Raw genomic sequence first — 23,380 nt, 5'->3', positions numbered from 1 at the left:
TAAAAATCAAAAAGAGTGGGTCGCGTTGGCAACCCACTCTGTGGGACCGGATGCCCGAAGGTATCCGGTCGGCGTGCACGGAACTACTTGACGTCTTTCCAGTACGAGGCGTTCAGCCGCCACACGAATACCACCGACATGGCCAGGAACAGCAGCACCCACACGCCGATGCGCACGCGGGTGTTCTGAGCCGGTTCGGCCATCCATTGCAGGTAACTCACCAGGTCGCCGACCGCATTGTCGAATTGCACGGGCGTCATGGTGCCGGGAGTGACTTGCTCCCAGCCCTTGAACACTTCGGTTTCGTGGCCGTGCTGTTCGACCTTGGTGTAGACCGGGCGGCGCTCGCCCTGCAGTTCCCACAGGGGGTTCGGCATGGCGACGCTCGGGAACAGGAGATTGTTCCAGCCGGTGGCCTTGGTTTCGTCGCGGTAGTAGGTGCGCAGGTAGGTATAGAGATAGTCGGCGCCAGTGCCGCCGTGGCCGGCGCGCGAGCGCGCGACCAGCGTCAGGTCGGGCGGCGTGGTGCCGAACCAGTCCTTGGCCTGGCGCGCGTCGATGTTGGCCTTCATGGTCTCGCCGACCTTGTCGGTCGTGAACAGAAGGTTGTCCTTGATCTGCTGCTCGGTGATGCCGATGTCCTGCAGGCGGTTGTAGCGCATGAAGGCGGCCGAGTGGCAGTTCAGGCAGTAGTTGACGAAGAGCTTGGCGCCGTTCTGCAGCGCGCTCACGTCGTTCGTCTTGTTGGGCGCCTTGTCCCACGCGATGCCCCCGGACTCGGCCGATGCCGCCGCGGAGAAGGTCAGGCCCAGCGCGAGACCCAGGACCGCGAGCCAGCCGGAAATGCTTTTCTTCATCGTGTTTCTCTCAGCTCTCTTGGCTTCTGGTTCTCATCAATGGGCGGCGAAGACCACGCGCTCGGGCACGGTCTTGAATTCGCCCTTGCGGCTCCACCACGGCATCAGCAGGAAGAAGCCGAAGTACACGAGCGTGCCGATCTGCGAGATGGTCTGCGCGATGTCCAGCTTGAACGAACCGATGGCCAGCTCGCCCCAGACGCCGGGAGGCTGGATGCCCAGGTAGCCCAGGATCAGGAAGAAGAAAACGAAGAGGCCGTACACATACTTGTGCCAGCCCGGACGGTAGCGGATCGACTTGACTTCGCTGTGGTCGAGCCACGGCAGGAAGAACAGGATGATGACCGAGCCGCCCATGACGACCACGCCCCAGAACTTGGCGTCGAAGGTCTTGAGCAGGAAGATCACCACAGCCGCGACGACGATGCCCGCGATCTTCAGGCCCATGCCCGACTTGCCCTTGACGAAGTTCCAGATGGCGGCAGCGGCGATGATCAGCGAGAACACGTTGACCATGTCGTCGGTGGTCGCGCGCAGCATCGAATAGAACGGCGTGAAGTACCACACCGGGGCGATGTGGTTCGGCGTCTTTAGCGAGTCGGCCGGGATGAAGTTGTTGTATTCGAGGAAGTAGCCGCCCGCCTCGGGAGCGAAGAAGATCACCGCCGAGAAGATCGTGAGGAACACCACCACGCCGAAGATGTCGTGCACGGTGTAGTACGGATGCGACGGAATGCCGTCCAGCGGATGGCCGTCGGGGCCGCGGTTGGCCTTGATCTCGATGCCGTCGGGGTTGTTCGAGCCCACTTCGTGCAGCGCGATCAGGTGGGCCACCACCAGGCCGAGCAGCACCAGCGGCACGGCGATCACGTGGAAGCTGAAGAAGCGGTTCAGCGTGGCGTCGCTCACCACGTAGTCGCCGCGGATCAGCAGGGCCAGGTCGGGGCCGACGAAGGGAATGGCGGCGAACAGGTTCACGATCACCTGGGCGCCCCAGTAGGACATCTGGCCCCAGGGCAGCAGGTAGCCCATGAAGGCCTCGGCCATCAGGCACAGGAAGATCGCGCAGCCGAACACCCAGATCAGCTCGCGCGGCTTGCGGTAGCTGCCGTACATGAGGCCGCGGAACATGTGCAGGTACACCACGATGAAGAACGCCGAGGCGCCCGTCGAGTGGATGTAGCGGATCAGCCAGCCCCACGGCACGTCGCGCATGATGTACTCGACCGATGCGAACGCCTGGTTCGCGTCGGGCTTGTAGTGCATGACGAGGAAGATGCCGGTGACGATCTGGATCACCAGGACCAGCATCGCCAGCGAGCCGAAGATGTACCAGAAGTTGAAGTTCTTCGGCGCGTAGTACTTGCCCCACTGGTCGTTCCACAGCTTGCTCAGCGGGAAACGGTTGTCGACCCAGTTCAGCAGCTTGGCGCCGGCGGGTGCGTTGGGGGAAATCTCGTGGAATTCAGCCATGTTCTTCTTCCGCCTCAGGCCTTCTTGGAGTCTTCACCGATCAGGAGCTTGGTGTCCGACAGGTACATGTGTGGCGGCACCGGCAGATTGTCGGGCGCAGGCTTGTTCTTGAAGACCCGGCCGGCCAGGTCGAAAGTGGAACCGTGGCAAGGGCAGAGGAAGCCGCCTTCCCAGTCGTTCGGCAGCGAAGGCTGCGGACCGGCCTGGAAGCGGTCGGTCGGCGAGCAACCCAGGTGGGTGCAGATGCCGACCACGACGAGCACGTCGGGCTTGATGGAGCGGTGCTCGTTCTGTGCGTACTTGGGGGTGAATTCGTCGGGGTGACGCTTGGAGAGGGGATCGGCCAGCTGGCCGTCGAGCTTGGGGAGTTCCGCGACCTGCTCGGGGGAGCGCTTGAGGATCCAGACCGGCTTGCCCCGCCATTCGACGGTGATCTTCTCGCCGACCTTGAGGCCCGAGATATCGACCTCGACCGCAGCACCCGCAGCCTTGGCCTTCTCGGAAGGCTGGAAAGTGCTCACAAAGGGGATGGCGGTGGCCACGCCGCCCGCCACGCCAGCGCAGCTGGATGCAATCAACCACGTGCGCTTGCTGGTGTCGATCCGGTGCGAGCCGGAGGTCATGTCACTCATGGGGATCCTCTTGTCTTCTTCGCTGGAGCAGGAGTCAACCCGCGATTGTAGCGGGGCGCTGTAAGGATATTCAATGGCCGCCATGCGCATGGCCGGCGGCCGCGGGCGGGGCGCGCCGCGTCCGCGGGCGCCCGCCAGGGGCTGCACAGGGCGACGAAGACTGTCGCCGCGGGGACTTCAGTTCAGCAGTCCGTGCTGCATCGCCTCGTGGACCGCCTGGGTCCGCGACTTGACCGAGAGCTTGCGATAGATGCTCTTCGCGTGGAACTCGATGGTATTGACCGACAGGTACACCGCTTCGGCGATCTGCCGGTTGCTCCAGCCCTGCGCGATCAGGCGCAGCACCTTGAGTTCGCGCGGCGACAGCAGGCCCTGCGGCAGCCTGGAATCGGGAGCTTCTCCCTGCGGCTGCTGTTTGTGCTTCTGCTGCTGTTGCGGCGGCTGGCCCTGCACGCGGATGGCCTCGATCGTGCGCGCCTTCGCGGACGCGGCGATCGAACCGAGGATGCGCCGCGCGATGCGCGAATCCATCGGCGAGCCTCCGCGTTCGATGGAGCGCAGCAGATAGGCGAGTTCCGCGTCGTCGGCTTCGGTAAGTAGATACCCGATGGCGCCGGCCGCGATCGCGGCATTCACCTGCTGCTGGTCGTCGGATGCCGACATGCCGATGCTCTCGACGCGCGGATAGGTCTGGCGCACATGATGAAGAACGGCGGCACCGTCGCTGCCCGGCAGCCGCATGTCGACCAGCACCAGGTCATAGGGCAATGCCGCCAGCAGATTGAACGCCTCGGCCCGGCCCGATGCGACCACCACGCGGCGATGCGGCGCGAGCTCGCAGAGGATGCGCCGCATGCGGTCGGCGCAGGCAGCGTCGTCCGCGACGACCAGCGCGGCATGGAAGACGCCGCCATACAACTGCGCTGCCGTGGGTACCGGCGTCGATGCGGTCGAGGAGGTGTAGTGGATGTTCATTTCCATGTCCGCGCTCCTGCTGCGTCTTCTCCTGGCTTGCCGCAGCGGACCTGGTCCGTGCCGCATGCGCTGATGCCGTTGCCGATGTCCAAGAAAAAATTGATCACGCGACGTCCTCTGGCTCTTTCGCCACCCGTGGGTAGCTTCGAAATGTTGTCTTTCGTTTCAGATACCGCAGGAACGATGCCCACTCGGACGAGCGTCGGCGCACATCACGCAAGGACGCGTGTAGTACTTTGATTTCATTGAAGAAATTGCCCGAAACGAGCTGAAGAACGAGCCCGCGCGAAGGCCTTGCGAAGGCCGTTTTCAGGCCGTTGTTACGTGCGGGTTACCGCGCCTGTTACGTAGCACCGCGACACGCGAAACGCGTGCGAGACCACATCTCCAAACGTCAATACGCGATTCATGCGATGGCCGCAAACCCGCATGTGCATTGGCTTTGCAGGCTATGTATGCATGCGTCGATGGCGCGCCGTCGACATGCATACATCCATAACTACGGATACCGGTGATGTTCAGCGAAGACCTCGATTCCTAGCATCGGTTGCATTGGGTAACTCGATGAAACCCAACCCTGCTTTCACGCGACGAGGGCGTGTGAAAGACCAGAAATGGCAACTGATTTCTTCAAGGAAGAAAGTCCAAATGACTACATCCCAGCGCTCCAGTGTCCGCTCTTTCATTGTTCGCCGTCCGGCTGTGAGCCGGCTTCTCGCTTCGGTGCTCGTAGGTGCCGGCTACGTGATGACTCTGCCGGTGGCATACGCCCAGGTGCAGGTCGGCGGAAACAACGTCAACGTCGTGGGTGGACCAAATAACGGGCTTCTGACTTCCGACGACGGAATCTCCACCCCCAACCTGACGGCAACGAGCATCTCCACGACGAGCATCACAGCGACTCGGGTGACCACGACAAGTCTCAGCACGACTTCTGCGACCGCCACCAATCTGACTTCGACCAGCATCAGCACGGCGACGCTCACCGCAGGCACCGTATCCGCGGGCAGCATCACCTCCGGCACCGTGTCTTCTGCCAACGTCACGGCGACGAACCTTTCCGCCGGCAGCGGCACAGTCACCAACCTGACCTCCTCCAGCATCAGCTCGGGCACCGTATCCGCGGGCAGCATCACCGCCGGCACCGTGTCTTCTGCCAACGTCACGGCCACGAACCTCTCCGCCGACAGCGGCACGGTCACCAACCTGACCTCCTCCAGCATCAGCTCGGGCACCGTGTCCGCGGGCAGCATCACCGCTGGCACCGTGTCTTCTGCCAACGTCACGGCCACGAATCTTTCCGCCGGCAGCGGCACGATCAACACGCTGAGCTCGACCAGCATCACGGCCAGCACCATCAGCACCGGCAGCCTGACCTCCGGCAGCGTGTCGTCGAGCAACGGCACGATCCAGTCGCTGACCTCGACCAACATCCTGGCGACCGGCGTCACCTCGACGAATGTGCTGGCGACCGGCATCACCTCGACCAACATCGACGCCACCAACCTGACGTCGAACACCGGCAGCATCGCCACGCTGACCTCCACCAACGTCAGCACCACCAACGTGACGGCGTCGAACGGCACCATCAACACGGTGAGCTCGACGAACGTCAGCACCACCAATCTGACGGCGTCGAACGGCACCATCAACACGCTGAGTGCCACCAGCGTCAGCGCGACGGACCTGACCGCCAACAGCGGCACGATCAACACGCTGAGCGCAACCAACGTCAGCACCACGGACCTGACCGCCAACAACGGCACGATCAATACGTTGAGCGCGACCAATGTCAGCACCACGGACCTGACCGCCAACAACGGCACGATCAATACGTTGAGCGCGACCAATGTCAGCACCACGGACCTGACCGCCAACAACGGCACGATCAACACGTTGAGCGCGACCAACGTCAGCACCACGGACCTGACCGCCAACAACGGCACCATCAATACGCTGAGCGCGACCAACGTCAGCACCACGGATCTGACCGCCAACAACGGCACCATCAATACGCTGAGCGCGACCAACGTCAGCACCACGGATCTGACCGCCAACAACGGCACGATCAACACGTTGAGCGCAACCAACGTCAGCACCACGAACCTGACGGCCAACAGCGGCACGATCAACACGTTGAGCGCAACCAACGTCAGCACGACGAACCTGACGGCCAACAGCGGCACGATCAACACGCTGAGCGCGACCAACGTCAGCACGACCAACCTGACGGCCAACAACGGCACGATCAACACGCTGAGCGCGACCAACGTCAGCACGACCAACCTGACAGCCAACGCCGGCACGATCAACACGCTGAGCGCCACCAACGTCAGCACCACCAACCTGACGGCGAGCCGCGGCACGATCAACACGCTGAGCGCGACGAACGTGAGTACCACCAACCTGTCGGCTGCCAGCGCCACGGTCAACGCCCTGACCGCCGGCACGGTCAGCGCCACGACGGTGAACGCCAGCACGGTGAATGCCACCACCGGCAACTTCCAGACGATCACTGCGGCCAACGGCAACATCACGGTGCTGAACACGCAGACCGGCAACATCACCACCATCAACGCCGTGACCGGCAACGTCACGACGCTGAACGCGGGCACGGTCAACGTCACCGGCAACGTGACCGCGGGCGGCACCATCACGGCGGGCAACGGCATGGTCGCCAACGGCCGCGTGCAGAACGTGGCCCCCGGCATCCTGCCGACGGACGCCGCGAACATGTCGCAGTTGAACCAGGTCCGCAACGAGGTGCAGGACATGCGCAAGACCAGCAGCACCGGCGCGGCCATCGCGCTGGCTGCGGCCTCGGTGCCGGCGCTCGAAGCGGGCAAGAGCTTCGGCATCGGCGTGGGCGTGGGCTCCTTCGACGGGCGCTCGGCCATCGCGGCAGCCGCCAGCTTCCGCATCGGCGAAGGCGCGCAGATCAAGGTCAACATCGGCAGCGGCAGCAGCGGCAAGGTCGGCGGCGGCATCGGCGCCTCCTGGTCCTGGTAATCCGGCCCGGCACTCCCGTGGCGCCGGCGTGCGCGCCGCGGGATTGCCAGCGGATGCAAACGAAAGGCCGGCCCCTATACTGGGTAACCGGCCTTTTTCATGGCTCCCTGCTGCGCGCGAAGGCCGGCGCCGAAGCGGCCGCCCTCTCCTGTGCCGACCCGTCCCATCACGCGGATTCATGAACCCACCTTCTCTCGCTCCCGCTCCCTCCATTCCGGCCGCGAACGCCGGCCAGCTCCTGGAGCAGGGACTGGCGCTGCATCGCGTGGGCCGCTTCGCCGAGGCCTTGCAGGTCTACGAGGCGCTGCTGTCGCTCTTTCCCGATCATGCCGACGCGCTGCATCTGAGCGGCGAGGCGCTGTACCGGCAAGGCCGCCCCAAGCTGGCGCTGAACTACGTGAACCGGGCCATCGCGCGCTCGCCGCACCACTTCTACTTCAACACCCGCGCGACGATCTTCATGCACATGGGCCTGCCGGCCGAGGCTCAGCAGGATCTGCGTCGCGCGATCAAGGCGCAGCCCAACTATCCCGAGGCCTACGTGAACCTGTCGGCGGTCTACCGTCAGCAGAAGAAGTTCCGCCAGGCGCGCGAGGCCGCCGCCGAGGCCACGCGGCTCGCGCCGCAGGCACCCGCCGCATGGAACAACGCCGGCGCCATCGACATGGAGCAGGACCGCTTCGACGAGGCGATCGCGCAGTTCAGCCAGGCTCTGGCGCTGGACCCCGGCTACGCCGCCGCGCACAAGAACATCGGCAAGATCCGCGCGCACCAGAAGGACTGGGCCGCCGCGCTCGGCTCGTACGAGCAGGCCGCCGCCGACCCGATGGACTGCGAGGCCGCCTTCATGCTCTCCAGGGCGCTGCAGGCCTGCGGCCGCATCGAGGAAGCCATCGCGCCCATGCAGCGCGCCATGCGCAACTGGACGGCCGAGGAGCGCCACAAGGCGCTGTCCGACCCCGAGGGCGTGGCCGCGCTCTACGGCGTGTGCGGCGCGCTCGAAGGCGTGTCGATGCGCTTCGGCGAATCGGCCGAGCTCTACAGGCTGGCGCTCGAAAGCCTGCCCGAGCACGAGCTGCTGCTGAACAACCTGGGCACGGTGAACTTCCGCCTGGGCCGCTTCGACACTGCCATCGAGGTGCTGAAGCGAGCGCTCGAGGTGCATCCGCGCCAGGTGCTCGCGCGGTGCAACCTGGGCGTGACCTACGTGATGGCCGGCCAGTCGAAGGAAGCCATCGCGGAGTTCGAGCAGTGCCTGCGCGACGACCCCGACTTCATGCCCGCCATGGTGTGGATGCTGGGCGAGAAGGCGCACATCGCCGACTGGAGCGGCGTGCCCGAGCTGCGCGAGCGCATCGCGGTGCTGCTCGACAACCCGAGCAACGACCAGACGGTTTCGTCGTTCATCCTGATGTCGAACTACGACGACGCGCGCCGCCTCATGAGCTGGACGCAGCGCTCCGCCCTGCTGGCCGACCGCAACGCGGCCATCCGGCCCTTTGCCGACGCTGGCGCGCGCCGCACCTCGCCGCGCATCCGCGTGGGCTACTTCTCGTTCGACTTCCGCAACCACCCGGTCGCGCACCTGACGGCCGAGCTCTACGGCCAGCACGACCGCAAGGAGTTCGAAGTCTTCGTGTATTCCTACGGCCCCGACGACGGCCACCCCGCGCGGGCACGCATCGCTTCATCGGTCGAGCATTTCGTCGACCTGCAGGGCCAGTCGATCCAGCAGATGGCCGAGCGCATCCGCGACGACGAGATCGACATCCTTGTCGACCTCTCGGGCGACACGCGCGGAGCCAAGCCCCAGGTGATGGCCTACCACGCGGCACCCGCGCAGCTCATGTGGCTGGGCTACATGGGCACCAGCGGCACGCCGAACTACGACTACCTGGTGTCCGACAACTTCCTCTCGCCGCCGGGCACGGAAGACTGCTACTCCGAGAAGCTGCTGCGCCTGCCCGAGACCTTCCAGGTCATCGACACCAAGCGCCCGACCAATCCGCACAGGCCCACGCGCGCCGAGCACGGCCTGCCCGACGACGCCTTCGTGCTGTGCAACTTCTCGCAGTCGTTCAAGATCCAGCCCGAGACCTTCGAGGCATGGGTGCGCATCGTGCAGGGCATTCCGAACTCGGTGCTGTGGCTGGCGCAGGGCCCGAACGGCTTCGAGCAAAACCTGCGCGCGCAATGGGAGAAGGCAGGCCTGCCGGCCCAGCGGCTGATCGTGTCGCCGCGCATGCCGGTCGACCAGCACCTGGCGCGCATCGGCCTGGCCGACCTGTTCATCGACACCTTTCCCTACAGCAGCGGTGCCACCGCGAACGACGTGCTGTGGTCGGGCGTGCCGCTGCTGGCGCTTACGGGCACGACGATGGTGTCGCGCATGGCGGGCAGCCTGCTGCATGCCATCGGACTGCCGGAGCTGGTGGCCACGAACCACGCGGAATACGTGAGCAAGGCCATCCACTACGCCACGCACCCCGAGGAGCTGGCCTCGCTGCGCTCGCGGCTCGCGCGGGCCAAGGACACGCGCAGCGGCTACTTCGACACGCCGCGCTTCGTGCGCCACCTGGAAGACGGCTACAGGCAGATTGCCGCGCGCAGTCGTGAAGGGTTGCCGGCTGCGCATGTCGATGTGGTACCGCGTGCGCTGGAGAAGTGAGCAATCGCGGGCATACTCGGTTCTCCTTCAACAGCAGAGCTCCAGCAGCCTTTTGAATCATGAGCATCCTCAGTGAATTCAAGGAATTTGCCGTCAAGGGCAACGTCATCGACCTCGCGGTCGGCGTGATCATCGGTGCCGCCTTCGGCAAGATCGTCGACTCGCTCGTGGCCGACATCATCATGCCGCTGGTGGGCGTGGTGTTCGGCAAGCTCGATTTCTCGAATCTCTACGTGGTGCTGGGCACCGTGCCGCCAGGGGTGGCGAACACGCTGGCCGACCTGAAGAAGGCAGGCGTTCCTGTGCTGGCGTACGGCAACTTCATCACCATCGCCGTCAACTTCGTGATCCTCGCCTTCATCATCTTCATGATGGTCAAGCAGATCAACCGCCTGAAGCGCAGCGAAGAGCCGGCTCCCGCCGCAGCCCCTGAAACACCCGAAGACGTGGTGCTGCTGCGCGAGATCCGCGACAGCCTCAAACGCTCCTGATCAAACGCCCCCGAGCACCCGGGCCATGCGCAGCGCCTCGACAAGGCTCGAGGCATCGGCCAGCCCCGTTCCCGCGATGTCGAACGCGGTGCCGTGATCGGGGCTGGTGCGCACCAGCGGCAGCCCCAGCGTCACGTTGACGCCCTTCTCCACGCCCAGGTACTTGACCGGGATCAGGCCCTGGTCGTGGTACATCGCGATCACCACGTCGAATTCGCCGCTGGACGGCACGCCGGCCTTGGCGCGCGCGCGCATGAAGACGGTGTCGGGCGCATGAGGCCCGCTGGCATCGATGCCTTCGGCGCGCGCAGCCTCGACGGCCGGCGCGATGATCTCCCGCTCTTCCGAACCGAACAGCCCACCCTCGCCCGCATGCGGGTTGAGACCCGCCACGCCGATGCGCGGCGCGCGGCCCAGCGCGTGGCTCAGCGCGCGGTGCGTGATGCGCAGCGTTTCGAGCACTCCCTCGAAGCGCACTGCCTCGATGGCCTTGCGCAGCGACATATGGATGCTGACGAGCACGGTGCGCAGTTCGTCGTTGGCCAGCATCATGCGCACCGGCACGTCGGCGACGGTGCGCCCCAGATGCGCGGCCGCCTCCGCCTGCAGCAACTCGGTGTGGCCGGGGTACGGAAAGCCGGCGGCCGACAGCGCTTCCTTGTGCAGCGGCGCGGTCACGAGGGCGCCGATCTCCCCGCGCAGCGCGGCCCGCGCGGCCCACACCACGCACTCGCCCGCCACACGGCCGGCCTCGGCGCTGATGCGGCCCGTTTCGATGCCCTTGGGCGGCGCGATCACCTGCAGCACCGGAATGCAGCCCGGCGGTACGGTCGCGGCCTCGGCGACGGATTCGATTTCCAGCACCGGCCAGCCCGGCCGGCCATCGGCGGCCAGGGCCTGCGATGCCTTGCGCAGCGTGCCTACGTCGCCGGCGACGAAGGCGCCATGCGTGGCGTCGGGCGCGTCGCGGAATGCCTTGACGATGATTTCCGGCCCGATGCCCGCGGGGTCACCCAAGGTGATGGCAATGGCGGTGCTCATGCCGGGTTGTCGATGTCGATGAACTCGTGCTTCAGCCCGAGCTGCGCAGCCACGTGCGCGGCCACCGCGGGCGCGCCGTAGCGCTCGGTGGCGTGATGCCCGCAGGCGAGGAAGGCCACGCCCATCTCGCGCGCGTAGTGGGCCTGCGGCTCAGAGATCTCACCGGTGATGAAGGCATCGGCACCGGCCGCGATGGCGGCTTCGAAGTAGCCCTGCGCGCCGCCGGTGCACCACGCTATGTTGCTCACGGCACGCTGCGCCGGCTCGACCAGCGTCACCGGTCTTTTCAACACGCTCTCGACGTGGGTGGCCAGCGCCTTGGCACTGTCGAAGCTCCCGCCACCTTCCTGCGTGCCGATGAAGCCCAGCTCCTGTTCGCCGAAGCGGCCTCCAGGGCCGGCATGCGCCACGAGCCCCAGCTTCAGGCCGAGCTGGGCGTTGTTGCCCAGTTCGGGGTGCGCGTCGAGCGGCAGGTGATAGGCGAAGAGATTGATGTCGTGGCCCAGCAGCAGGCCGAGGCGCTGCTTCATCCAGCCGGTGACGCGGCCGTCCTGGCCGCGCCAGAACAGGCCGTGGTGGACGAAGATGGCGTCGGCCTCGGCGCCGATCGCGGCCTCGATCAGCGCACGGCTGGCGGTCACGCCCGAGACGATCTTTCGCACCACGGTACGCCCTTCGACCTGCAGGCCGTTCGGTCCGTAGTCCTTGAAGCGCCCGGGGGCCAGCAGCAGGTCGAGTGCGTGAAGCAGTTCGTGGCGGGTTGTGCTCATCGCCCCATTGTCGCGCCGTGCGCGGGCGCCACGCCACCGTCGCGCATCGCATGGCCGCGCGCGGCCAGGGGCAGCAGCGCCAGCAGGAAGCCCAGCGCGGCCAGCGCCGCCACGTAGTGCGCGGGCGCCATCGTGTCGTGCTGCAGCCAGAGCGTCAGGATCACCGGCGTGAGCCCGCCGAAGACCGCATACGACATGTTGTAGGCGAAGGAGAGCCCGGTGAAGCGCACCGGCGCCGGAAAGGCGCGCACGCCCGCGATCGGCACCGTGGCGATGGTGCCCACGAACAGGCCCACCAGGCCGTAGTGCCAGAAGAGCGTCGCCGGCGTCCCGGGCAGGCCGCTGTAGAACAGGTAGGCCGTGACGAGCAGGCCGCCCCAGCCGATCAGCATCACGGTGCGGGTGCCGATGCGGTCGCTGGCCCAGCCGGCCAGCACGCAGCCCAGCGTGAGCGTCAGCGTGGCGAGCGCGTTGGCTTCCAGCGCCATGGCGGCCGGAATGTGATGCACCTTCTGCAGATAGGTGGGCGTGTAGAGCACCACGACCACGATGGCGGCCGACAGCACCCAGGTCAGCAGCCCGACGTACACGCAGGCCAGGCGGTGCTCGCGCAGCACGGTGCGCAGCGGCAGCTCACGCGAGGCGCTGCGGCGACCGGCCAGTTCCTTGAACACCGGCGTCTCGTGCAGGAAGCGCCGCAGGTACACCGACACCAGCCCGAACACGCCGCCCAGGATGAACGGGATGCGCCACGCGAAGTCGCTCACCTGCTGCGGCGAATAGTGGCGGTTGATGGCCACCGCGATCAGCGAACCCAGCAGGATGCCGCCGGTGATGCCCGAGGTCAGCACACCGATGCCCAGGCCGTAGCGCTTGCCCGGCACGTGCTCGCCCACGAACACCCAGGCGCCGGGCATTTCGCCGCCGATGGCCGCGCCCTGCAGCACGCGCATCGCCAGCAGCAGCAGGGGCGCCGCGACGCCGATGCTCGCGTAGGTCGGCAGCAGGCCGATCACCAGCGTGGGCGCCGCCATCAGGAAGATCGACAGCGTGAACATGCGCTTGCGGCCGAAGATGTCGCCGAAATGCGCGATGACGATGCCGCCGACCGGGCGTGCGAGGTAACCGGCCGCGAAAATGCCGAAGGTCTGCAGCTGGCGCAGCCAGTCGGGCATGTCGGCCGGGAAGAACAGCGCCCCCAGAACGGTGGCGAAGAACACGTAGATGACGAAGTCGTAGAACTCCAGCGTGCCGCCGAGGGCGGACAGGCCGAGGGTCTTGTAATCGCTCGAACCGAGCGTGCGCGCCGGCACCGGCTGCGCGCCGTCCGGAAATGTTGCTTCTGAAGTCATGGCTGGCAGGAAGGTCTTGGCCGCGCGCCAGCCCGCAGGACCGGGTGAGAAAACGGAAGAATGGCGCGCCGACGGAAGGCCTGGCCGCAGCCGCCGGATAGGCGGCACGGGGGCCGGAAAACAGACGGACCGGGTGGGGCCGACCCGTAATCGTAAGTGTTAACCCGGATTCACGTCCCCCGGCGGCCCGAATCTCGACCGGCCGGAGCGGGTTCTGGTCCGCCCGGTTGAGGGACAATTGACAACATTGCCGCGCTGCATGCGGTCTTCCAACGCCTTTTTCACCAATCTTTCATGAAACGCACCTGGCTGCTATTTGCCCAAGCCGTGACCGTCCTGCTGGCGGCCTACTTCGTCGTCGCGACGCTCAAGCCCGAGTGGATCAACAAGCGCGCGACCTCGCTGGGCGGGGTGGTCTCCATCGTCGAGGCGCCAGCGAGCAACCCGAACATCGCGGCGCCCGGCAGCCTGAGCGCGCCGGCCAAGAAGGCTTCTCCGGCGGTGGTGAGCATCAACACCAGCAAGGCCGCGCAGCGCCACCCGCGCAGCAACGACCCGTGGTTTCGCTTTTTCTTCGGCGACCAGGACGACCAGCCCCAGGTGGGCCTGGGCAGCGGCGTGATCGTGAGCCCGGACGGCTACATCCTCACCAACAACCACGTGGTGGAAGGCGCCGACGAGATCGAGGTGACGCTCAACGACAGCCGCCACACCCGCGGCAAGGTGATCGGCACCGACCCCGACACCGACCTGGCGGTGCTGAAGATCGAGCTCGACAAGCTGCCCGTGATCGTGCTGGGCGACTCCGACGGCCTGCAGGTCGGCGACCAGGTGCTGGCCATCGGCAACCCCTTCGGCGTGGGCCAGACCGTGACCAGCGGCATCGTGTCGGCGCTGGGCCGCAACCAGCTGGGCATCAACAACTTCGAGAACTTCATCCAGACCGACGCCGCCATCAACCCCGGCAACTCGGGCGGTGCACTGATCGACGTGAACGGGAACCTGCAGGGCATCAACACCGCGATCTACTCGCGCTCGGGCGGCAGCATGGGCATCGGCTTCGCCATTCCGGTGTCGATGGCCAAGATCGTGCTCGAGGGCATCGTCAAGGAAGGCCAGGTGCGCCGCGGCTGGATCGGCGTGGAGCCGAGCGACCTGTCGCCCGAACTGGCCGAGACCTTCGGCGTGAAGGCCGACGCGGGCGTGATCATCACCGGCGTGCTGCAGAACGGCCCCGCTGCCAAGGCAGGCATCCGCCCGGGCGACGTGATCACCTCGGTGGGCGAAAAGAAGACGGACAACGTGCAGGCCCTGCTGACCGCGGTGGCCGGCCTGAAGCCCGGCAGCACCTCGCGCTTCGCGCTGCAGCGCGGCAGCGACAAGATGGAACTGGACGTGACGCCGGGCCTGCGGCCGAAGAGCCCGGTGCGGCAGGTGCCCAATCAACAGGAATAGGTTCACCCCCAGGCTTCGCGCACTTCGGTCGCTGCGCCCCCCTTCCGGGGGCAACACCAGCGGCCCGGCAAAGCCGGTTCGGCGGTGTTTCTGGATTTTCTTGGGGACGTTGACGGCCGCAGCGTGGGCTGAGTACTGCCGCCGGACTCCTGGAAACTAGCTGGAAGCCGAGTCGGCGCTCTGTTCTTCTTCGGGCTTCTTGCCGGTGCTGGCGAAGTACTTGGCCCCGATGATGCCCACCTCGTAAAGCAGGCACATGGGCACGGCCAGTGCCAGTTGCGAGACCACGTCGGGTGGCGTGAGCACCGCGGCCACGACGAACGCGACCACGATGAAGTAGCCGCGGAAGGACTTCAGCTTCTCGATGGTCACCATCTCGAAACGCACCAGCAGCATGACGACGATCGGCACCTGGAACGCCACGCCGAAGGCGATGTAGAGCGACAGGATCGCCTCGACGTAGGAGGAAATGTCGGGCGTCGCCTGCACCGCCGCCGGCGCGAAGCGCTGGATGAAGCTGAACATCTTGTCCAGCACGAAGAGCTGCACGAAGGCGATGCCCGCATAGGCCAGCAGGCTGCCGAAGAAGATCAGCGGCAGCGCGAAACGCTTTTCATGACTGTAGAGGCCCGGCGCGATGAACATCCACGCCTGGTACATGAGCCAGGGCAGCGCCAGGAGCACGGCCGCCATCATCAGCACCTTGAGCGGCACGAAGAAGGGCGAGAACACGCCGATGGCGATCAGCTTCGCGTCGTGCGGCATGTGCGCCTTGATCGGCAGCGCGATCAGGTCAATCAGGCCGCCCGGGCCCGGCCAGATGGCCAGCAGGATGCCCGCGACCACGAGGCCGTAGACGCAGTAGAGCAGTCGGTCGCGAAGCTCGACCAGGTGCGCCACGAACGGCTGTTCGGTGCCCGCGAGCTCGTCTTCTTTGTCTTTGCTCTTGCTGTCGGAATCGGCCATTGGGAAGAAGAGGAGATAGCGTGACGCCGGCCGGCGCCCGGGAGCGCGGTGGTGGGAGCCCGGCTCTTAGTTGATCTTGTGCGGACGGAAGCGCGCGACGCGCGCCGCGCCCGAGAGCGCCTTGGTGCGCACGCCGTTGCGCGCCTTGTACCACTGCGGCGTGGCGCCCTGCTTCAGGCGCCAGTTCTTGCGGGGGTGCTTGTAGACCGGCGGCGGTGGCGGCTCGGGTTCGGCCAGCGCCGAGAGGGTTTCGCCCGAACCGCTGAACTGCTTTTCGAACTCGCTCGCGCCCGTGTGGATGCTGTGCTCGACGTCGCGCGCCGCATCCTCGACGGTGGTCTTCATCTTGCGGAGCTCGTCGAGCTCCATCGAGCGGTTGACTTCGGCCTTGACGTCGTTGACGTAGCGCTGCGCCTTGCCCAGCAGCGTGCCCACGGTGCGGGCCACGCGCGGCAGCTTTTCCGGGCCGATGACGATCAGCGCCACGACGCCGATCAGCGCCAGCTTCTCAATGCCGAGATCGAGCACGTGCTGCTGCCCGTGCTCAGGACTTCTGACGCGCTTCGACGTCGATCGCCGACTTGTCGCTGTTGGCCGGCTGGCCGGTCACCTGCTGGGCGGGGGCCGAAGAGGCGGCCGGGGCATCGGAGGACGCGCCGTCCTTCATGCCGTCCTTGAAGCCCTTGACGGCGCCTCCAAGATCCGAACCCATGTTCCGCAGCTTCTTGGTGCCGAAGATCATGACCACGACGAGCAGCACGATCAGCCAGTGCCAGATGGAAAAAGAACCCATGGAGAACTCCTAAGAATGTGTCCGATTTTAGTCGGGCGGAATGTGACAGTTTGTCCTAATGCCCGTCAGCCGCGAAGCCATGGCCGGGGGCCACCCATGACATGGACATGGAGATGGTGAACCTCCTGCCCACCCTCCGCGCCGGTATTGACCACGACCCGGTAGCCGCCGTCCGGATAGGGCCTGCAGCCCTGCTCCAGCGCCAGCTTGGGCGCTAGGGTCATGATCTTGCCCATCAGCGCCGAGTCTTCGGGCGTCAGCTGGGCCATCGAGGCGATGTGCTTCTTGGGCACAAGCATGAAATGCACCGGCGCCCAGGGCGCGATGTCGTGGAAGCCGAACAGGTCCTCGTCCTCGTAGACCTTGCGGGAGGGAATCTTGCCCTCGATGATTTTGCAGAAGACGCAGTTCGGATCAGATGACATCTTTGGGTTCCATGGGACGGCCGTCGTTCATCCGGATCATGCCTTTCACGATCCGGTAGAGGAACCACAGCGAGATCAGGCTCCAGGCAATCCAGCCCGGCACGAGAAACAGCAGCCAGAGCCACGAGGTGACGATGTACAGCAGCCCCGCCCAGAGCACCGAGCGGATGCGCCAGCTGAAGTGAGAGGCCTGCCAGGTGCCCGCCGCGTCGTCGCGCTTGACGAAGTCGATCACCAGCGCGATCAGCAGGAGCAGCACGGAGGCCTGCGCCCCCGGCACGACGGCGCCGATGGCCACGATCAGGTGCAGGATGTAACTGACCCAGCCCCAGGTCTTGAGCGAGTCGTCGGGTTCCACGTTCACGATGTCGTTGGCCATGACGGATGTCCTTTCAATCGTTGGGTGCTTCGGCTTCCCGTGCCTTCACCTTGCGAAGCGCCTTTTCCTCGATGCCGCTGGTGCCCTCGCGGCGCTCCAGCTCGGCCGTGACGTCGGACGGGGAAAAACCGTAGTGCGCCAGCGCCACCATGGTGTGGAACCACAGGTCGGCCACTTCGTTCACTATTTTCGAGCGGTCGCCACCGTGGTCGGCGTCCTTGGCGGCCATCACGACCTCGGTGGCTTCCTCGCCGATCTTCTTGAGAAAGGCGTCCGGCCCCTTGTGCAGCAGGCGCGCCACGTAGCTTTTCTCGGGGTCACCGCCGCGCGCAGGCAGGCGGCTTTCGATGACCGCGGCCAGGCGGGCGAGCGCGTCGGAGGTGCTGTCGTTGTTCACTGTGGCCGTCACTTGTAGATCGATTCCGGGTCTTTCAAGACGGGCTCGACGGCCTTCCAGCCGCCGTTGTCGTACTTGTTGAAGAAGCAGCTGTGGCGGCCGGTGTGGCAGGCGATGCCGGGCTCGTGGCCCAGTTGGGTCACCTTGAGCAGCACCACGTCGCTGTCGCAGTCCAGGCGGATCTCGTGCACGGTCTGCACGTGGCCCGACTCCTCGCCCTTGAACCACAGCTTGTTGCGCGAGCGGCTGAAATACACCGCGCGGCCCAGCTCGGCGGTCTTCTCGAGCGCCTCGCGGTTCATCCAGGCGAACATCAGCACGTCGTTGCTGCCCTGTTCCTGCGCGATCACGGGCACCAGGCCGTTCGCGTCCCACTTCACTTCATCGAGCCAGTTCATGGACGGTATTGTCGGGGATGGCCAAAGACCCTCGAACAAGCGTCCGGCGGGCCTCCGGCAGGGTCATTCAGCGGTCGATGCGCACGGGAATGCCCCGCGCGGCCATGCGGGCCTTGGCCTCGCCCACCGTGTGCTCGCCGTAGTGGAAGATGCTCGCGGCCAGCACCGCGTCGGCGCCGCCGGTCTGGATGCCATCGGCCAGGTCGTCCAGGCTGCCCACGCCGCCCGAGGCGATCACCGGCACGTTCACGGCGTTGCTCACCGCGCGGGTCAGCTCCAGGTCGAAGCCGCTCTTGGTGCCGTCGCGGTCCATGCTGGTCAGGAGGATCTCGCCGGCGCCGCGGCGCGCCATCTCGGTGGCCCATTCGACGGCGTCCAGGCCGGTGTTCTTGCGCCCGCCGTGGCTGTACACGTCCCAGCCCGCGCCGCGCGTGGCGGCCTCCTCGGGGCTGCGGCGCTTGGCGTCGATGGCGACCACGATGCACTGCGAGCCGTACTTCTGCGACGCGTCGCTGATCACCTGCGGATCGGCGATGGCGGCCGAGTTGAAGCTGGTCTTGTCGGCGCCCGCATTGAGCAGCCGGCGCACGTCGGCCACGGTGCGCACGCCGCCGCCCACGGTCAGCGGAATGAAGACCTGGGAAGCCACGGCTTCGATGATCGGCAGGATCAGGTCGCGGCCGTCGCTGGTGGCGGTGATGTCGAGGAAGGTGAGCTCGTCGGCGCCCTGCGCGTTGTAGCGCGCGGCGATCTCGACCGGATCGCCGGCGTCGCGCAGTTCGACGAAGTTGACGCCCTTGACGACACGGCCGCCGGTGACGTCGAGGCAGGGAATGATGCGTTTGGCAAGCATGGTGGGGTAAGGAACCGGTGGGGTGATCAGAGAACGCGCAGCTGTTGCCAGCCCAGCCATTGGGCGCCGGGCGCCAGCGGCACGGGTTCGTCGATGCGGGCCGCTTCGACGCAGAGCATGTGGCGCCAGCCGTCTTCGGGCATGTCGGCGAGTTTCGCACCGAGCACGGCACCGGGGTTCCAGACCACGGTTTCGGTGCAGGTGGGGCTTTGCGAGATTTCGAGGGCGCCGCCGGGTTGCGCCAAGCGTAGCGGCTGGGTGGGCGCGGCATAGACGCTGTCAAATTCGGCATCGAAATGCAGCGACGCTGCCGTTTCGGCATGGCGCTCGTCGGTCAGCGAATCCCAGCGATCGGCGCCCTGCAGGCCTTCGAGGCGCGCCTGGGCGATGTCGTCGACGCGCAGATAGGTGTGCAGCGCGGCCGCGAAGGACCACGGCGACGCATCGGTGTTGACCAAAGCGAGCGCCGTTCGCAGCCCACCTGGGCTCAGGGTGGCATCCAGCCGTGCCTCGAAAGCGTGCGGCCAGAGCTTGCGCGTGGCCTCGTTGTCGCGCAGGGTCAGGCGCAGGGTCTGAGGGTCGTCGGAAGGGGCGTTTTCCCAAGGCAAATTGCGCATGAAGCCATGCTTGGGCAACATGCCGCGCTGGTTAAACTGAGGGCAGCAAATGGGTATGCCGCCGCGGATGGCTGCCTGCCCGTCGAACACCGCGCGAGGGCTCAGGTAGAGCCTTTCCACGGCGTCGGCCGTGGTCCACGAGAGCACATGGGCGCCATGCAGTGCGATGGTGACGGTACTTCCGTCGGCGCCCGTGGCGCGCATGGCGGGCTGGCCGCGGAACTCGATCAGGCTGGTTTCCATGTGAGGAATTGTAGGCAGCGCCCGTGCAGTGGCACGGAACTGGCATCCCGGGCCATTGCGCGCCCGGGGCCTTCTTGGATACCCTGTGGCGGCCTGCATCGGGAGACAAGGTGCAGGCCGGTCCCGCGCTCCCGGAAAAAACCACTCTCACACGACAAAAGGGGATACGAATGAAGAAGCTGCCGATGGCCGCATGGATCCTGATCGCGATGGTGCTGGGCATCATCGTCGGCTACATGATCTTCACCAGCTTTCCGGACAAGAAGGCCGCCAAGGAAATCGCGGACTACGTCTCCATCGTCTCGGACGTCTTCCTGCGCCTCATCAAGATGCTGATCGGCCCGCTGGTGTTCTCCACGCTGGTGGTGGGCATCGCGCACATGGGCGACGCCAAGTCGGTGGGCCGCGTGTTCGGCAAGGCCATCGGCTGGTTCCTCACCGCCTCGCTGATCTCGCTGGTCATCGGCCTGGTCATGGCCAACCTGCTCAAGCCCGGCGAGAACCTCGGGCTGCCGCTGCCTGACATCGGTGCCTCCGCCAACCTGGCCACCTCGAAATTCACGCTGAAGGACTTCGTGAGCCACACGGTGCCCAAGTCCTTCGTCGAGGCCATGGCCAACAACGAGATCCTGCAGATCGTGGTGTTCTCGATGTTCTTCGGCGTGGCCCTGGCCTCGCTGGGCGACAAGGCGAAGACGCTGGTCGCCGCCATCGAGGAGCTCTCGCACGCGATGCTCAAGATCACGGGCTACGTGATGAAGCTCGCACCGCTGGCCGTGCTGGCCGCCATGGCCGCGACGGTGGCGGTCAACGGGCTGGGCATCCTGCTGAAGTTCGCGGTGTTCATGGGCGACTTCTACCTTGGCCTCTTCGTGCTGTGGAGCGTGCTGATCCTGGCGGGCTTCCTGTTCCTGGGCCCGCGCGTGCTCAAGCTGCTGGTGCTCATCAAGGAAGCCTTCCTGCTGTCCTTCGCCACCGCCAGCTCCGAGGCGGCCTATCCGAAGATCCTGCAGGCGCTCGACCGTTTCGGCGTGAAGCGCAAGATCTCCAGCTTCGTGATGCCGATGGGCTACTCGTTCAACCTCGACGGCTCGATGATGTACTGCACCTTCGCCGTGCTCTTTATCGCGCAGGCCTACAACATCCACATGCCGATCAGCACGCAGATCACGATGCTGCTGATCCTGATGCTCACCTCCAAGGGCATGGCCGGCGTGCCGCGCGCCTCGCTGGTGGTGATCGCCGCCACGCTGAACCACTTCGACATTCCCGAAGCCGGCCTGCTGCTGATCCTGGGCGTGGATACCTTCCTCGACATGGGCCGCTCGGCCACGAACGCGGTGGGCAACTCCATCGCCACGGCTGTGGTCGCCAAATGGGAAGGCGAGCTGCTCTCGGAGGCCGACGCCGAGGTCAATGCCAAGGCGCTCGACGAGGAAGCCAACGCCACCCTCGCCCACCCGGCGCACGCCTGAGCCGAAGCACCATGAAGCGCATCGGCACATTGCCATCCGCTTTCGCCGCGCTGCTGGCGGCCGTGGTTCTTGCTGCCGCACTGCCCGCCGCTCCCGCGCGGGCGCAGGAGCAGCTCACCGGCACGCTGGCCAAGGCCCGCGAAAGCGGCACCATCGCCATCGGCTACCGCGAGTCGTCGGTGCCGTTCTCCTACCTCAATGCGCGCGGCGAGCCCATCGGCTATTCGATCGAGCTGTGCCGCGCGCTGGTGACGGCCATCGAGGACGCGGTCAACAGGAGCCTCACGATCAGGTGGGTGCCCGTCACCTCCGATTCGCGGATCGACGCGGTCGTGAACGGACAGGTCGACCTGGAGTGCGGCTCCACCACCAACAACCTCGAGCGCCAGAAGCGCGTGAGCTTCTCGCCCACGATGTTCGTCTCGGGCACCAAGGTGCTGGTGAAGAAGGGCTCGCCGATCAAGTCCTTTCGCGACCTCGCCAACCGCAAGGTCGCGGTGACGGCCGGCACCACCAACGAGAAGACGCTGCGCGACCTGTCGCAGAAGTTCAAGCTGAACATCGACCTGCAGGTGGCGCGCGACCACGCCGAATCCTTCGGCCTCGTGAAGAGCGGCCAGGCCGACGCCTTCGCCACCGACGACGTGCTGCTCTATGGCCTGATCGCCAAGGATGCCGCGAAGGCCGACTACGAGGTGGTCGGCGACTTCCTCTCCTACGACCCTTACGGGATCATGTACCGCAAGGGCGATGCTCAGCTCAACAAGGTGGTCGTCGACACCTTCCAGGTGCTCGCGGAAGACGGCGAGATCGAGCGGCAGTACAAGCGCTGGTTCCTGCGCAAGCTGCCATCGGGCGAGAGCATCAACCTGCCGATGAGCGCGCAACTGGAAACCATCATCCAGACGATGTCGGTGAAGGCCGAATAGGCAGGTCCGCTATCTTGCAGGCCACTCCCATCGCGGGATCTCGCTCATGTCGAGATTCGCGATGCGGGTCTCGCCGAAGCGCTTTTCCAGCACCACCGGCTGCATGCCGTCGCTGTCGTCCAGCGCCGAGATGAGCCGCGCCGCGTGCGACACCACGATCACCTGCGACTGCCGCGCCGCCTGCGCGATGAGGCGGCCCAGCGCGGGCAGCAGGTCGGGATGCAGGCTGGTCTCCGGCTCGTTCAGCACCAGCAGCGCGGGCGGACGCGGCGTGAGCAGCGCCGCGATCCACAGCAGGTAGCGCAGCGTGCCGTCGGAAAGCTCGGCGGCCGTCAGCGGCCTCAGCAGGCCGTGCTGGTGCATCAGCGTCTCGAAGCGGTCGCCGTTGACGCGGATCTCGATGCCTGCGCCCGGAAAAGCGTCGTCCACGGCACGGTCCAGCGCCTCGTTGTCGCCGATCTCCCGGATGGTCTGCAGCGCGGCGGCCAGGTCGGCGCCGTCGTTGGCGAGCACCGGCGTGTAGGTGCCCAGCTGCGGCTGCCGCGCGGGCGCCTCGGCGTCGGAGCGGAAGTGGTCGTAGAAGCGCCAGGAGCGCATCTGCTCGCGCAGCGTGAGCATCTCGGGCGCGTCGCGCGGGTCGGCGTGCTCGGTCATCATGCTGGCAAAGGCCGGAATGGGCCGGCCGATGGCCTGCCAGCCCTTGCCCTCGCGCAGCCGCAGCGCGGCGCCCTTGCGGTCGACCAGCTGCGTGGACGGCCGCAGCAGCGGGCCGCTCCAGATGGCCTCGTGCTTGATCTGCGGGTCGTGCGAGAACGCGGTGGAAGGAACGGGCGGCGGCAGGCCGATGTCGATGGCGTAGCCGAAGTCGTCGGCCTCGGCGCCGGCGAAGCCCAGCTTCAGCGCCACGGGCTCGCTGCGCGTGGTGCCCTGCACCGGCACCTCGCCGCGCAGCATCGCGGCCGAGAAGCGCTCGGGCCCGGCCCACAGCGTGGATGAAAGCCCGCCCTCGCGCACCAGCGAGCGGATCACGCCGCCGTTGGCGATGTCCGCCAGCAGGCGCATCGCGCGGTACACGCTCGACTTGCCGCTGCCGTTGGGCCCGGTCACGACCGTGAGCCGGCCCAGCGGCACGGTCAGCTGCCGCAGCGAACGGTAGTTGGCGATGGCGAGCGCGGAGAGCAC

Annotated in this window: 24 protein-coding genes; 6 read left to right on the top strand and 18 right to left on the bottom strand. The window is 66.3% G+C overall.

The window, feature by feature from the left end:
• Positions 1–83: 83 nt before the first annotated feature.
• The 5 genes from EJP67_RS17695 to EJP67_RS17675 form a co-directional block, all read right to left on the bottom strand.
• Positions 84–857 carry a cytochrome c1 gene (locus tag EJP67_RS17695; RefSeq protein ID WP_019654379.1) on the bottom strand — a complete coding sequence of 258 codons (774 nt, stop codon included), beginning with the start codon at positions 855–857 and terminating at the stop codon, positions 84–86.
• Between the two features lie 36 nt (positions 858–893).
• Complete coding sequence (locus EJP67_RS17690; protein WP_126023028.1) at positions 894–2,330, bottom strand: cytochrome b; 1,437 nt, start codon at positions 2,328–2,330, stop codon at positions 894–896.
• Positions 2,331–2,344: 14 nt separating this feature from the next.
• Positions 2,345–2,962, bottom strand: coding sequence for a ubiquinol-cytochrome c reductase iron-sulfur subunit (gene petA, locus EJP67_RS17685; RefSeq protein ID WP_126023027.1), 618 nt, complete (start codon positions 2,960–2,962; stop codon positions 2,345–2,347).
• Positions 2,963–3,139: 177 nt separating this feature from the next.
• Complete coding sequence (locus EJP67_RS17680; RefSeq protein ID WP_126023026.1) at positions 3,140–3,943, bottom strand: response regulator transcription factor; 804 nt, start codon at positions 3,941–3,943, stop codon at positions 3,140–3,142.
• 734 nt (positions 3,944–4,677) lie between these two features.
• A complete protein-coding gene (locus tag EJP67_RS17675; RefSeq protein WP_206169525.1) occupies positions 4,678–5,103 on the bottom strand; it encodes a hypothetical protein in 426 nt (141 codons plus the stop codon).
• Between EJP67_RS17675 and EJP67_RS17670 the strand changes: the two genes are divergently transcribed.
• From EJP67_RS17670 to mscL, 3 genes are all read left to right on the top strand, one after another.
• On the top strand, positions 5,084–6,946 hold the full coding sequence (locus EJP67_RS17670) for a YadA-like family protein (protein WP_240650694.1): 1,863 nt from the start codon (positions 5,084–5,086) through the stop codon (positions 6,944–6,946). The two genes, EJP67_RS17675 and EJP67_RS17670, sit on opposite strands and share 20 nt — an antisense overlap.
• A gap of 178 nt (positions 6,947–7,124) precedes the next feature.
• Entirely contained in the window at positions 7,125–9,614 is a 2,490-nt protein-coding gene (locus EJP67_RS17665; RefSeq protein WP_126023024.1) for a tetratricopeptide repeat protein, read from the top strand.
• Between the two features lie 59 nt (positions 9,615–9,673).
• The gene (mscL, locus tag EJP67_RS17660; RefSeq protein WP_126023023.1) at positions 9,674–10,105 is read left to right on the top strand and encodes a large conductance mechanosensitive channel protein MscL; all 432 of its coding nucleotides are present in this window, start codon (positions 9,674–9,676) and stop codon (positions 10,103–10,105) included.
• On the opposite strand, the gene pdxA is transcribed toward mscL, so the two are convergent.
• From pdxA to EJP67_RS17645, 3 genes are read right to left on the bottom strand one after another with little or no spacing between them, the layout of a single operon-like run.
• Positions 10,106–11,146: a 4-hydroxythreonine-4-phosphate dehydrogenase PdxA gene (gene pdxA, locus EJP67_RS17655; RefSeq protein WP_126023022.1), complete on the bottom strand. Its 1,041-nt coding sequence runs from the start codon at positions 11,144–11,146 to the stop codon at positions 10,106–10,108.
• Complete coding sequence (locus EJP67_RS17650; RefSeq protein WP_126023021.1) at positions 11,143–11,916, bottom strand: Nif3-like dinuclear metal center hexameric protein; 774 nt, start codon at positions 11,914–11,916, stop codon at positions 11,143–11,145. Before EJP67_RS17650 ends, pdxA begins: the two co-directional genes overlap by 4 nt.
• On the bottom strand, positions 11,913–13,268 hold the full coding sequence (locus tag EJP67_RS17645; protein ID WP_126023020.1) for an MFS transporter: 1,356 nt from the start codon (positions 13,266–13,268) through the stop codon (positions 11,913–11,915). The genes EJP67_RS17650 and EJP67_RS17645 overlap by 4 nt, the downstream gene beginning before the upstream one ends.
• Positions 13,269–13,562: 294 nt before the next feature.
• Here EJP67_RS17645 and EJP67_RS17640 point away from each other — a divergent pair, with 294 nt between their 5' ends.
• Positions 13,563–14,723 (top strand): trypsin-like peptidase domain-containing protein, encoded by a 1,161-nt coding sequence (locus tag EJP67_RS17640; protein ID WP_126023019.1) that lies wholly within the window; start codon positions 13,563–13,565, stop codon positions 14,721–14,723.
• 156 nt (positions 14,724–14,879) lie between these two features.
• Here the strand turns inward: EJP67_RS17640 and tatC are convergent, their stop codons facing one another.
• From tatC to EJP67_RS17595, 9 genes are all read right to left on the bottom strand, one after another.
• The gene (gene tatC, locus EJP67_RS17635) at positions 14,880–15,689 is read right to left on the bottom strand and encodes a twin-arginine translocase subunit TatC (protein WP_126023018.1); all 810 of its coding nucleotides are present in this window, start codon (positions 15,687–15,689) and stop codon (positions 14,880–14,882) included.
• Between the two features lie 66 nt (positions 15,690–15,755).
• Positions 15,756–16,217, bottom strand: coding sequence for a Sec-independent protein translocase protein TatB (gene tatB, locus EJP67_RS17630; RefSeq protein ID WP_019654392.1), 462 nt, complete (start codon positions 16,215–16,217; stop codon positions 15,756–15,758).
• A 16-nt stretch (positions 16,218–16,233) separates the two neighbouring features.
• On the bottom strand, positions 16,234–16,482 hold the full coding sequence (gene tatA / locus EJP67_RS17625; RefSeq protein ID WP_093196339.1) for a Sec-independent protein translocase subunit TatA: 249 nt from the start codon (positions 16,480–16,482) through the stop codon (positions 16,234–16,236).
• 65 nt (positions 16,483–16,547) lie between these two features.
• Complete coding sequence (locus EJP67_RS17620) at positions 16,548–16,907, bottom strand: histidine triad nucleotide-binding protein (RefSeq protein ID WP_093196341.1); 360 nt, start codon at positions 16,905–16,907, stop codon at positions 16,548–16,550.
• Positions 16,897–17,286, bottom strand: coding sequence for a DUF4870 family protein (locus tag EJP67_RS17615; protein WP_126023017.1), 390 nt, complete (start codon positions 17,284–17,286; stop codon positions 16,897–16,899). Before EJP67_RS17615 ends, EJP67_RS17620 begins: the two co-directional genes overlap by 11 nt.
• A gap of 13 nt (positions 17,287–17,299) precedes the next feature.
• Positions 17,300–17,695, bottom strand: a complete 396-nt coding sequence (locus EJP67_RS17610; RefSeq protein WP_126023016.1) for a phosphoribosyl-ATP diphosphatase — start codon at positions 17,693–17,695, stop codon at positions 17,300–17,302.
• Positions 17,692–18,090 carry a phosphoribosyl-AMP cyclohydrolase gene (gene hisI, locus EJP67_RS17605; protein WP_184605003.1) on the bottom strand — a complete coding sequence of 133 codons (399 nt, stop codon included), beginning with the start codon at positions 18,088–18,090 and terminating at the stop codon, positions 17,692–17,694. The genes EJP67_RS17610 and hisI overlap by 4 nt, the downstream gene beginning before the upstream one ends.
• A 58-nt stretch (positions 18,091–18,148) precedes the next feature.
• Positions 18,149–18,934 carry an imidazole glycerol phosphate synthase subunit HisF gene (hisF, locus tag EJP67_RS17600; RefSeq protein ID WP_126023015.1) on the bottom strand — a complete coding sequence of 262 codons (786 nt, stop codon included), beginning with the start codon at positions 18,932–18,934 and terminating at the stop codon, positions 18,149–18,151.
• A 26-nt stretch (positions 18,935–18,960) separates the two neighbouring features.
• Positions 18,961–19,794, bottom strand: a complete 834-nt coding sequence (locus tag EJP67_RS17595; RefSeq protein ID WP_126023014.1) for a D-hexose-6-phosphate mutarotase — start codon at positions 19,792–19,794, stop codon at positions 18,961–18,963.
• Positions 19,795–19,964: 170 nt separating this feature from the next.
• Between EJP67_RS17595 and EJP67_RS17590 the strand changes: the two genes are divergently transcribed.
• Positions 19,965–21,269, top strand: a complete 1,305-nt coding sequence (locus tag EJP67_RS17590; RefSeq protein WP_126023013.1) for a dicarboxylate/amino acid:cation symporter — start codon at positions 19,965–19,967, stop codon at positions 21,267–21,269.
• An 11-nt stretch (positions 21,270–21,280) separates the two neighbouring features.
• Positions 21,281–22,198 carry an amino acid ABC transporter substrate-binding protein gene (locus EJP67_RS17585; RefSeq protein ID WP_126023012.1) on the top strand — a complete coding sequence of 306 codons (918 nt, stop codon included), beginning with the start codon at positions 21,281–21,283 and terminating at the stop codon, positions 22,196–22,198.
• A 9-nt stretch (positions 22,199–22,207) separates the two neighbouring features.
• Here EJP67_RS17585 and EJP67_RS17580 read toward each other — a convergent pair whose 3' ends face one another.
• Positions 22,208–23,380 carry an AAA family ATPase gene (locus EJP67_RS17580; protein ID WP_126023011.1) on the bottom strand — a complete coding sequence of 391 codons (1,173 nt, stop codon included), beginning with the start codon at positions 23,378–23,380 and terminating at the stop codon, positions 22,208–22,210.

Origin of the sequence: Variovorax guangxiensis (genome assembly GCF_003952165.1) — a bacterium.
GTDB lineage: Bacteria > Pseudomonadota > Gammaproteobacteria > Burkholderiales > Burkholderiaceae_C > Variovorax > Variovorax guangxiensis.
The sequence above is the reverse complement of the archived record's forward strand: the minus strand, read 5'-3'. Positions and strand labels throughout refer to the sequence as shown.

Excerpts from the sequence above, each read along its gene's own strand:
- EJP67_RS17695 (WP_019654379.1), bottom strand. The coding sequence starts at position 857 with ATGAAGAAAAGCATTTCCGGCTGGCTCGCGGTCCTGGGTCTCGCGCTG.
- EJP67_RS17690 (WP_126023028.1), bottom strand. The coding sequence starts at position 2,330 with ATGGCTGAATTCCACGAGATTTCCCCCAACGCACCCGCCGGCGCCAAG.
- petA (WP_126023027.1), bottom strand. The coding sequence starts at position 2,962 with ATGAGTGACATGACCTCCGGCTCGCACCGGATCGACACCAGCAAGCGC.
- EJP67_RS17680 (WP_126023026.1), bottom strand. The coding sequence starts at position 3,943 with ATGGAAATGAACATCCACTACACCTCCTCGACCGCATCGACGCCGGTA.
- EJP67_RS17665 (WP_126023024.1), top strand. The coding sequence starts at position 7,125 with ATGAACCCACCTTCTCTCGCTCCCGCTCCCTCCATTCCGGCCGCGAAC.
- mscL (WP_126023023.1), top strand. The coding sequence starts at position 9,674 with ATGAGCATCCTCAGTGAATTCAAGGAATTTGCCGTCAAGGGCAACGTC.
- pdxA (WP_126023022.1), bottom strand. The coding sequence starts at position 11,146 with ATGAGCACCGCCATTGCCATCACCTTGGGTGACCCCGCGGGCATCGGG.
- EJP67_RS17650 (WP_126023021.1), bottom strand. The coding sequence starts at position 11,916 with ATGAGCACAACCCGCCACGAACTGCTTCACGCACTCGACCTGCTGCTG.
- EJP67_RS17645 (WP_126023020.1), bottom strand. The coding sequence starts at position 13,268 with ATGACTTCAGAAGCAACATTTCCGGACGGCGCGCAGCCGGTGCCGGCG.
- EJP67_RS17640 (WP_126023019.1), top strand. The coding sequence starts at position 13,563 with ATGAAACGCACCTGGCTGCTATTTGCCCAAGCCGTGACCGTCCTGCTG.
- tatC (WP_126023018.1), bottom strand. The coding sequence starts at position 15,689 with ATGGCCGATTCCGACAGCAAGAGCAAAGACAAAGAAGACGAGCTCGCG.
- tatA (WP_093196339.1), bottom strand. The coding sequence starts at position 16,482 with ATGGGTTCTTTTTCCATCTGGCACTGGCTGATCGTGCTGCTCGTCGTG.
- EJP67_RS17620 (WP_093196341.1), bottom strand. The coding sequence starts at position 16,907 with ATGTCATCTGATCCGAACTGCGTCTTCTGCAAAATCATCGAGGGCAAG.
- EJP67_RS17615 (WP_126023017.1), bottom strand. The coding sequence starts at position 17,286 with ATGGCCAACGACATCGTGAACGTGGAACCCGACGACTCGCTCAAGACC.
- hisF (WP_126023015.1), bottom strand. The coding sequence starts at position 18,934 with ATGCTTGCCAAACGCATCATTCCCTGCCTCGACGTCACCGGCGGCCGT.
- EJP67_RS17595 (WP_126023014.1), bottom strand. The coding sequence starts at position 19,794 with ATGGAAACCAGCCTGATCGAGTTCCGCGGCCAGCCCGCCATGCGCGCC.
- EJP67_RS17590 (WP_126023013.1), top strand. The coding sequence starts at position 19,965 with ATGAAGAAGCTGCCGATGGCCGCATGGATCCTGATCGCGATGGTGCTG.
- EJP67_RS17585 (WP_126023012.1), top strand. The coding sequence starts at position 21,281 with ATGAAGCGCATCGGCACATTGCCATCCGCTTTCGCCGCGCTGCTGGCG.